The 297-nt window shown below is 63.6% G+C and carries 1 pseudogene; it reads left to right on the top strand.

Features of this window, described 5'->3' with window-relative positions:
- A pseudogene (locus NE591_RS14710) lies at window positions 1-297 on the top strand (homoserine dehydrogenase); the annotation flags it as partial.

The raw sequence follows: 297 nt of genomic DNA, 5'->3' as shown, positions 1-297 counted from the left end.
CAACGAACCCGAGATCGATATCGTGGTGGAGCTCATCGGGGGCACCACCATCGCCCGCACGGTCGTACTGAACGCGCTCGCCGCCGGCAAGAACGTGGTCAAGGCCAACAAGGCGCTCATGGCCACCCACGGCAAGGAGGTCATGGAGGCCGCCGAGGCCGCTGGCAAGGAGTTGGCCTTCGAGGCGTCCGTGGGCGGCGGCATTCCCATCATCGATCCGCTGAAGCACTCGCTCATCGACAACGAGATCACCTCGGTCATGGGCATCGTGTACGGCACCACCAACTACATGCTCAC

Origin of the sequence: Adlercreutzia sp. DFI.6.23, from assembly GCF_024462535.1 — a bacterium.
GTDB classification, from domain to species: Bacteria; Actinomycetota; Coriobacteriia; order Coriobacteriales; family Eggerthellaceae; genus Adlercreutzia; species Adlercreutzia rubneri.
This window is presented reverse-complemented; position numbering and strand designations above follow the sequence as displayed.